Here is an 8,295-nt window from a genome sequence, read left to right as displayed (position 1 = left end):
GCCTGCTCGGCGGCCTCGACCTCGCCGCGACCCTGTCGGCCGGCCGGCCGATGGCCCAGGCGGGCCTCCTGGCCGAGGCCGACGGCGGCCTCGTCGTCGTGCCGATGGCCGAGCGCCTGTCGCTCGGAACGGCGGCTCGTCTCGCCGCGGCGCTCGACACCGGCACGATCACGGTCGCGCGGGACGGGTTCTGCGAGACGCGGCCCGCCCGCTTCGGCCTGGTGCTGCTCGACGAGGGGCTCGACGACGAGGCGCCGCCGAGCGCGCTCACCTAGCGCCTCGCCTTCGACGTGGATCTGCGCGCCTTCGGACTGCGGGAGATCGAGGATGCTGCGCCCGGGCATGACGCGGCGGACCTTCGGGGGTTGCGACGGGCGCGTTCCGCAGAACGCCATTCTTCTGGAACGGCTTTCGCATCCGCCCACCCCGAACGGCGATCGCAGGAACCGCTTTTCCCTCCCCCCTCTGCGGGGGAGGGTGGCCCGCGAAGCGGGTCGGGAGAGGGGAGCGACGCTTCCGGACAGCGCGCTCCCCTCTCCCGACCCTCGCTCACGCGAGGCCCACCCTCCCCCGCACCCAAGTCGGGCCTGCCCGACTTGGCCACACAGGGTGCGGATCTCGGGCAGGCCCGAGATCCGTCGGGGGGAGGGAAGGCGCGCGGGCTCTTCGGCAGGGAAGAGGAGGTGGGGAGAGGCGCGACCGCTCCCGACCGCTCCCGACCCACGCCTGAACCGGACGACGCGTCCGACGCCATCCCTGCGCTTTGCGCCGCCGCGGATGCCCTCGGCGTGACGTCCCTGCGCGGGCCGTTGCTCGCCGTGCGGATCGCCCGGCTGATCGCCGCCCGCGACGGACGGGATGGGCTCGCGGAACGAGATCTCGTCGAGGCAGCAGCCCTCGTGCTCGGCCCGCGGGCGACGCGGATGCCGGTTCCCGAGCAACCCGCCGAAGCCTCCGAACCGCCCCCCGACGATCGCGGATCGCCGCAGGAGGAGAACCCGCCGGAGCCCGACGGGGACGCGGCGGGCTCGGAGCAGCAGGCCGAATCGCCGAGTCTCGACGACGTCGTGCTCGCGGCGACACGCGCGGCGATCCCGCCCGGCCTGCTCGCGGCGTTGGCCGCCGGGCAGGCGCCGGCGCGCGGCGGCAAGGCGGGAAGGGCCGGGGCCGCCGCCTCCGCCGCGCGGCAGGGCCGGCCGATCGGCGCGCGCGCCGGCGACCCGCGCCGCGGGCGCCTGGCGCTGCTGGCGACCCTGCGCGCCGCCGCCCCGTGGCAGGCCCTCCGGCGATCCGAGGCCGAAGCGGGCGACGCCCGGGCGATCCTGGTGCGGCCGGAGGATTTTCGGATCACGCGCTTTCGCCAGCGGACCGAGAGCACGACGATCTTCGCGGTCGACGCCTCCGGCTCGGCGGCGATCGAGCGGCTCGCCGAGGCGAAGGGGGCGGTCGAGCTGCTGCTGGCCGAGGCCTATGTCCGCCGCGACCGGGTGGCGCTCGTCGCCTTCCGCGGCCGGGCGGCCGAGCTCGTGCTGCCGCCGACCCGCTCGCTGGTGCGGGCCAAGCGCGGGCTCGCCGAGCTGCCCGGCGGCGGCGGCACGCCGCTGGCCGCGGGGCTCGATGCGGCGGCCGACGTGGCGCTCGCCGTCCGCCGCGGCGGCGGCACCCCGGTCGTCGTGCTGCTCACCGACGGGCGCGCCAACGTCGACCGCGCCGGCGCACCGGGCCGGCCGCGCGCCGCCGAGGACGCGCTCGCCGCGGCCCGGCGCTTCCGCGCCGCGGCGTTCTCCGCGATCCTGATCGACACCGCGCCGCGCCCGCAGGATTCGGCGCGCGCCCTGGCCGAGGCGATGGGCGCCCGCTATCTCCCGTTGCCGCAGGCCGACGCCCGCAAGCTCAGCGCCGCGGTGCGGGGGGCGAGCGCGGCGGCGTGACGGCTCGCATCGGCAGATCCTTCAGGAAACCAGGTCCTTCAGGAAACCATGACACGCATGTCCGAGGACCGCCCGGACTGGGAGCGCGACGGGCGCGACTGGCCGCATCGCGACGCCAGCCGCTTCGTCGAGGCTTCCGGCCTGCGCTGGCACGTGCAGGCGATGGGGCCGGCCGACGCCCCCGTGCTGCTCCTCGTCCACGGGACGGGCGCGGCGACGCATTCCTGGCGCGGGCTGATGCCGGCCTTGGCCGGGCGCTTCCGCGTAATCGCGCCGGACCTGCCCGGCCACGGCTTCACCGATCCGCTGCCGGCCGGCCGCCTGTCGCTTCCCGGCATGGCGTCCGCCCTGGCCGACCTGACGACGCAGCTCGACGTGAGGCCGGTCGTGGCGGTCGGCCATTCGGCGGGCGCCGCGATCCTGGCCCGGACCTGCCTCAACGCGCGGCTATCGCCGAGGCTGCTGGTGGCGCTGAACGGCGCCCTCAAGCCGTTCCCAGGTCTTGCCTCGATCCTGTTCCCAAGCATGGCGCGGATGCTGTTCCTCAATCGGATGACGCCGAAGATCTTCGCCTGGACGGCGGACCGCGCCGCGGTGCAGCGGCTGATCCAGGGCACCGGCTCGCGCATCGACCCCGTCGGGCTCGACCTCTATCGCCGCCTGTTCCGGAAGCCCGCCCACGTCGCCGGAGCGCTCGGCATGATGGCGAACTGGAACCTCGACGCCCTCGACCGCGCGCTGCCGCGGCTCGGCGTCCGCACGCTGCTCGTCGTCGGCTCCGACGACAAGGCGGTCGCGCCCGACACCGCCTTCGCGGTGCGCGACCGCCTGCCCGATGCCCGCGTCGAGCTGATGCGCGGCCTCGGCCACCTCGCGCACGAGGAAGCGCCCGAGCGCGTCGCCGCGGCGATCCTCGCGGAGTTCGACGCCCTGACCGCAGCCGAGGCGCCGCGGTCCGCCTGAGCCTCAGAAAGGCCCTTGCCTGAGGTCGGCAATCGACCTTAGTGTCAAACCATGTTGACACTCGATGCGTCGGTACCGTTGACACATGCGGATCGCCGGCCCCACGCCGTCGTCGTGGGCAGCGGCTTCGGCGGGCTCGCCGCCGCGATCCGCCTCGGTGCCCGCGGCTACCGGGTCACGGTGCTGGAACGGCTCGACAAGCCGGGCGGGCGGGCGCGGGTCCACCGGCAGGACGGCTTCACCTTCGATGCCGGCCCGACCATCGTCACCGCGCCGTTCCTGTTCGAGGAACTCTGGACGCTGTGCGGCCGGCGCATGGCGGACGACGTCACCCTGGTGCCGATGCGACCCTACTACCGCATCCGCTTCGACGACGGCGCCACCTTCGACTATTCCGGCGACCTCGCCGGCATGCGGGCGGAGGTCGCCAAGTTCTCGCCCGCCGACGTCGCCGGCTACGAGCGCTTCATGGCGCAGAGCGAGGCGATCTTCCGCGTCGGCTTCGAGGAGCTCGGCCACGTGCCCTTCGGCCGGATCCGGGACATGCTGCGGATCGCGCCGGACCTCGTGCGGCTCGGCGGCCACCGCAGCGTCTACGACGTGGTGGCGAAGTACATCCGCGACGAGCGCCTGCGGACCATCTTCAGCTTCCACCCGCTGCTGATCGGCGGCAGCCCGTTCCGGGCGAGCGCGATCTACTGCCTGATCGCCCATCTCGAGCGGCGCTGGGGCGTGCACTTCGCCATGGGCGGCACCGGCCGCCTCGTCGACGGCCTCGTCGGCCTGATCGCGGGGCAGGGGGGCGCCCTGCACTGCGACGCGGAGGTCGCCGAGATCACCGTCGCCTGCGGCGCGGCCACCGGCGTGCGCCTGGCCGACGGCACGACGATCGCCGCAGACATCGTCGTCTCGAACGCCGATTCCGCCCACACCTACCGCAATCTGGTCCCGGCATCGGCCAGACGGCGCTGGACCGATCGCAAGGTCGACAAGGCCCATTCCTCCATGGGCCTGTTCGTCTGGTACTTCGGAACGAAGCGGAAATATCCGGACGTCGCCCACCACACCATCCTGATGGGGCCTCGCTACCGCGCACTGATCGACGACATCTTCCGGAGGAAGCACCTCGCCGACGACTTCTCGCTCTATCTCCACCGGCCGACCGAGACCGACCCGATGCTGGCGCCGCCGGGATGCGACGCGTTCTACGTGCTCTCGCCGGTGCCGAACCTCGCCGGCGGCCAGGATTGGGCGGCGCTCGCCGAGCCCTACCGCCGCCGCATCGAGGCGTCCCTCGAGGCGACCGTGCTGCCGGGCCTCTCGGCCGAGCTCGTCACCTCGAAGGTGACGACGCCGCAGGATTTCCGCGACGATTTCCTGAGCTTCCGCGGCTCCGGCTTCGGGCTGGAGCCGGTGCTGACGCAGTCGGCGTGGTTCCGTCCGCACAACGCCTCGGAAGACGTGCGCAACCTGTTCCTCGTCGGCGCCGGAACCCATCCCGGCGCCGGCCTGCCCGGCGTCCTGTCCACGGCCCGCGTCCTCGATACGGTGGTTCCCGATGCGCGCGTCTTCGCCTGAGTCGCTTCCGGCCGCGTTCCTGGCCGCCCTGCGCCCGGCCTCGTCGCACGCGTCGGAGGCCGACCACGCCGCCTGCCGCGCCGCGATCCGGGCGGGGTCGCGCAGCTTCTACGCCGCCGCACACCTGCTGCCGCCGCGCGTCCGGCGCGCGGCCTACGGGCTCTACGCCTTCTGCCGGTTGTCGGACGATCTCGTCGACGACGCGGAGGCCGGCGCGGCGCCCGGGGCGGTGCTTCGGCTCGATGCGCGGCTCGCGCGCATCCATGCCGGCCACCCCGCCGACCATGCCGCCGACCGGGCGCTCGCCGACGTCGTCGCCGACCACGCGATCCCGCAGGCGCTGCCGGCGGCGTTGCTCGAAGGCCTCGCCTGGGACTCCGAAGGGCGGCGCTACGCGACCTTGAGCGCGCTCTGCGCCTACGCCGCCCGCGTCGCGGCCTCCGTCGCCGCGACGATGACGCTGATCATGGGCGTGCGCGATGCCGACGTGCTGGCGCGGGCCTGCGACCTCGGCGTGGCGATGCAGCTCACCAACATCGCCCGCGACATCGGCGAGGATGCGCGGGCCGGCCGCCTCTACCTGCCGCTCGACTGGCTCGACGAGGCCGGCATCGATCCGGACGCGTTCCTGGCCGAGCCGGTCGCGACGGACGCGCTGCGCGACGTGGTCGCCCGGCTGCTCGCCGCCGCGGACGTGCTCTACGCCCGCTCGGAGGCCGGCATCAGCAGCCTGCCGCTCGCCTGCCGTCCGGCGATCCGGGCCGCGCGCCTGATCTATGCCGAGATCGGTACGGAGATCGTCCGGAACGGGTTCGACAGCGTCACCCGGCGCGCCCGCGTCGGGGCGGGGCGCAAGCTGCAGCTGCTCGCCCGCGCCGCGCTGCCGCTCGGTGGCGGCACCGAGCGCGACGCGCCGAGCCTGCCCGAGACCGCCTACCTCATCGAGACCGTGCCGACGCGCACGCCCTTGGCCCGCCCCTGGTGGGACATCCCGGGCCAGGCGGTGCGGGTGCTCGAGATGATCGAGGCGTTGCGCGAGCGTGAGGCGACGGGGCGCGAGCCGGCGTGAGCGACCCGCTCTTCGCCGCCTTCGACATCGGGCTGGTCTTCGCGCTCGCCCTCGGGCTGGCGATCTGGCAGCTCGTCGCGCTCAGGCGCGGCATCCGGCGGGACCGCGCGGCGGCGAAGGTGGACCGCGGAGAGTAGCATCACCGACGGTTATTCCATCCGCGCTTTCCCTCCCCCCTCTGCGGGGGGAGGGAAGAGGCGCAAACCACACCGCCCCGGTTCACGCCATCGACGTCAGGATGCCCGGCCGGCGGCCGTTCCGCCGAGGTGGAACACCCGGTGGGGCACCAGCTCGCCGCGCTCGACGTCGCCCACCGCGACGAGGATGCCGCCGCAGGTCGCGAAGATCTTGCCCTCGACCGGCGCGTCGCGGCCGCGCAGGATCACCGACTGGCCGCGCATCAGGCGCATCGCCATGTCGCGCGAGACCGAGACGGAGGGGATCGCGTCGAGGGCGGTCTCGACCGGCATCAGGTGGGCGAGGCTGCCCTCGGGCCCGGCGGCGTCAAGCCCGGCGACGTTGCAGGAATCGGCCTCCGCGAACGGCCCGACCCGGGTGCGGCGCAGGGCCGAGACGTGGCCGCGGCAGCCGAGCATGCGCCCGAGGTCGCGCGCGAGCGCCCGGACGTAGGTGCCCTTGCCGCACTCGGCCTCGATCACCGTGCGGTCGGTCTCGTGCTCGACCACCGCGAGGCGATCGATCTGGACGGGACGCGCCACCAGCTCGACCACCTCGCCGTCGCGGGCGAGGTCGTAGGCGCGCTCGCCCTGAATCTTGATCGCCGAGTAGCGCGGCGGCACCTGCTCGATCGCGCCGACGAAGCTCGGAAGGGCGGCCTCGACCGCCGCGCGGGTCGGGCGGTCCTCGCTCGTCGCCACCGGGCGGCCCTCGGCGTCGTCGGTGTCGGTCTCGATGCCCCAGCTCACGGTGAAGCGGTAGGCCTTGCGGCCGTCCATCACGAAGGGGACGGTCTTGGTGGCCTCGCCGAGCGCGATCGGCAGGATCCCGGATGCCAGCGGATCGAGGGTGCCGGCATGCCCCGCCTTCTTGGCGTTGAAGGCGCGCTTCACCACCGCGACCGCGTGCGTCGAGGTCATGCCGACGCCCTTGTCGAGGATGACCCAGCCCGACACGTCGCGCTTCTTCGGCCGGTCGGGCCGCGGACCGCCGCGGGACGGGCGACGGCCCTCCTCGCTGCGGCGTTCGCCCGAAGACGGCATCTCGGGCGCGGAGACCGGATGCTCGGAGGTCGGGACGTCGTTCATGGAAACCTCGGTCGGCATCATGCTTTTTTACGTCAATCGGCGAAACGGAATCTGGATCGGTGCGCGCCCGCCTGCCGGTGCCGCGCCGCGATGGCGTCTTCGATCGGGTCGGGGCCGGCCCTCACGGGCGCCCCCCGCCGACCTCCGCGTCGTCCTCGTCCGGCGCTCCCTTGTCGAGGTCGCGCTGGACGCGCTCGTTGCGCAGCAGCGCGTCGATCCGCGCGGCCTCGTCGAACGTGTCGTCGCGCAGGAAGCGCAGCTCGGGGGCGAATTTGAGGTTCACCCGCCGGGCCACCTCCTGCCGGAGCGCCTTGCGGTTGCGCTCGAGCGCGGCGATCACCGGCGCCTCGTCCATGCCGCCGAGCGGCATCACGTAGGCGGTGGCGAGCTTGAGGTCGGGCGACATCCGAACTTCCGGCACGGTCACCACGTGGGTGCCGAGGACCGGATCCTGGATGTCGCCGCGCTGGAGCACCTCGGCCAGCGCGTGGCGCACGAGCTCGGCGACGCGCTGCTGGCGCTGGGTGGGGCCGTTCGGGTTGGGTTTCTGAGCCATAGTCTTCTGCGGTCCGGCACCGGGTCGTCGAGCAGACGAGGCAGGACTGGAGTACGAAAAAAGACGGCCGCGGCAGGAGCCGCGGCCGCCGTATCGATGCGCTGTCGAACGCGATCAGAGCGTACGGCGGATCTCTTCGACCCGGTAGCACTCGATGGTGTCGCCGGCGCGCATGTTCTCGAAGTTCTCGAACGCCATGCCGCAATCCTGGCCCGACGTGACTTCCTTCACGTCGTCCTTGAAGCGCTTCAGGGTCGAGAGCTTGCCCTCGTGGATCACCACGCTGTCGCGGATCAGGCGGACATGGGCGCCGCGCTGGACCACGCCGTCGGAGACGCGGCAACCGGCGACCTTGCCGACCTTCGAGACCTCGAAGATCTCCTGGATGAAGGCTTCGCCCAGGCGCTCCTCGCGGAGCGTCGGAGGCAGCATGCCCGACAGGGTCGCTTTGATGTCGTCCACGAGGTCGTAGATGATGTTGTAGTAGCGGATCTCGACGTCGTTGCGCTCGGCGAGCTCCCGCGCTTCCTTGTGGGCGCGGATGTTGAAGCCGATCACCACCGCCTTCGAGGCGGTCGCGAGGGTCACGTCCGACTCGGTGATGCCGCCGACGCCGGCGAGCAGGATCCGGGCCGAGACCTCGTCGTTGCCGAGCTTCTCCAACGCGCCCGAGATCGCCTCGACCGAGCCCTGCACGTCGCCCTTGATGATGACGGGCAGCTCCTTGCGGCCGGCGCCTTCCTTCAGGTCGCGCATCATGTCGACGAGCGAGCGATTGGCGCCGCCGGTGCGGGCGTTCTGGCGCTCGCGCTTCGTCCGGGCACGATACTCCGTGACCTCGCGGGCGCGGGCCTCGCTCGGCACCACGATCACGCGGTCGCCGGCATCCGGCGTGCCGTTGAAGCCGAGGACCTCCACCGGGACCGACGGTCC

7 protein-coding genes and 2 pseudogenes are annotated in these 8,295 nt (G+C 73.3%); 6 read left to right on the top strand and 3 right to left on the bottom strand.

What is annotated here, in order from left to right; all coding sequences use genetic code 11:
* From bchD to MKK68_RS00150, 6 genes and pseudogenes are all read left to right on the top strand, one after another.
* Nucleotides 1-275, top strand: a pseudogene (bchD, locus tag MKK68_RS29830) (magnesium chelatase ATPase subunit D); the annotation flags it as partial.
* Nucleotides 276-740: 465 nt separating this feature from the next.
* Nucleotides 741-1,931: pseudogene (locus MKK68_RS29825) on the top strand (VWA domain-containing protein); the annotation flags it as partial.
* A gap of 57 nt (nt 1,932-1,988) precedes the next feature.
* Nucleotides 1,989-2,894: an alpha/beta fold hydrolase BchO gene (gene bchO / locus MKK68_RS00165; RefSeq protein WP_244027348.1), complete on the top strand. Its 906-nt coding sequence runs from the start codon at nt 1,989-1,991 to the stop codon at nt 2,892-2,894.
* A gap of 51 nt (nt 2,895-2,945) precedes the next feature.
* Complete coding sequence (locus MKK68_RS00160; protein WP_244027346.1) at nt 2,946-4,472, top strand: phytoene desaturase; 1,527 nt, start codon at nt 2,946-2,948, stop codon at nt 4,470-4,472.
* On the top strand, nt 4,453-5,541 hold the full coding sequence (locus tag MKK68_RS00155) for a phytoene/squalene synthase family protein (RefSeq protein ID WP_244027344.1): 1,089 nt from the start codon (nt 4,453-4,455) through the stop codon (nt 5,539-5,541). Before MKK68_RS00160 ends, MKK68_RS00155 begins: the two co-directional genes overlap by 20 nt.
* Nucleotides 5,538-5,678, top strand: coding sequence for a hypothetical protein (locus MKK68_RS00150; protein WP_187274966.1), 141 nt, complete (start codon nt 5,538-5,540; stop codon nt 5,676-5,678). The genes MKK68_RS00155 and MKK68_RS00150 overlap by 4 nt, the downstream gene beginning before the upstream one ends.
* 96 nt (nt 5,679-5,774) lie before the next feature.
* On the opposite strand, the gene truB is transcribed toward MKK68_RS00150, so the two are convergent.
* The 3 genes from truB to MKK68_RS00135 form a co-directional block, all read right to left on the bottom strand.
* On the bottom strand, nt 5,775-6,806 hold the full coding sequence (gene truB, locus MKK68_RS00145) for a tRNA pseudouridine(55) synthase TruB (protein ID WP_147728626.1): 1,032 nt from the start codon (nt 6,804-6,806) through the stop codon (nt 5,775-5,777).
* 121 nt (nt 6,807-6,927) lie between these two features.
* On the bottom strand, nt 6,928-7,362 hold the full coding sequence (gene rbfA / locus MKK68_RS00140) for a 30S ribosome-binding factor RbfA (protein ID WP_243986670.1): 435 nt from the start codon (nt 7,360-7,362) through the stop codon (nt 6,928-6,930).
* A gap of 114 nt (nt 7,363-7,476) precedes the next feature.
* Nucleotides 7,477-8,295: translation initiation factor IF-2 (locus MKK68_RS00135; RefSeq protein ID WP_409567125.1), on the bottom strand; the 819-nt coding region annotated here is incomplete at its 5' end.

It is taken from the genome of Methylobacterium sp. E-016, from assembly GCF_022829745.1.
Lineage (GTDB): Bacteria > Pseudomonadota > Alphaproteobacteria > Rhizobiales > Beijerinckiaceae > Methylobacterium.
Note: the sequence above shows the minus strand (reverse complement) of the source record. Positions and strands in the feature narration are given on the sequence as shown.

Bases quoted from the DNA above. Each gene is read 5' to 3' on its own strand.
- bchO (WP_244027348.1), top strand. From the start codon at position 1,989: ATGTCCGAGGACCGCCCGGACTGGGAGCGCGACGGGCGCGACTGGCCG.
- MKK68_RS00160 (WP_244027346.1), top strand. From the start codon at position 2,946: ATGTTGACACTCGATGCGTCGGTACCGTTGACACATGCGGATCGCCGG.
- MKK68_RS00155 (WP_244027344.1), top strand. From the start codon at position 4,453: ATGCGCGCGTCTTCGCCTGAGTCGCTTCCGGCCGCGTTCCTGGCCGCC.
- truB (WP_147728626.1), bottom strand. From the start codon at position 6,806: ATGAACGACGTCCCGACCTCCGAGCATCCGGTCTCCGCGCCCGAGATG.
- rbfA (WP_243986670.1), bottom strand. From the start codon at position 7,362: ATGGCTCAGAAACCCAACCCGAACGGCCCCACCCAGCGCCAGCAGCGC.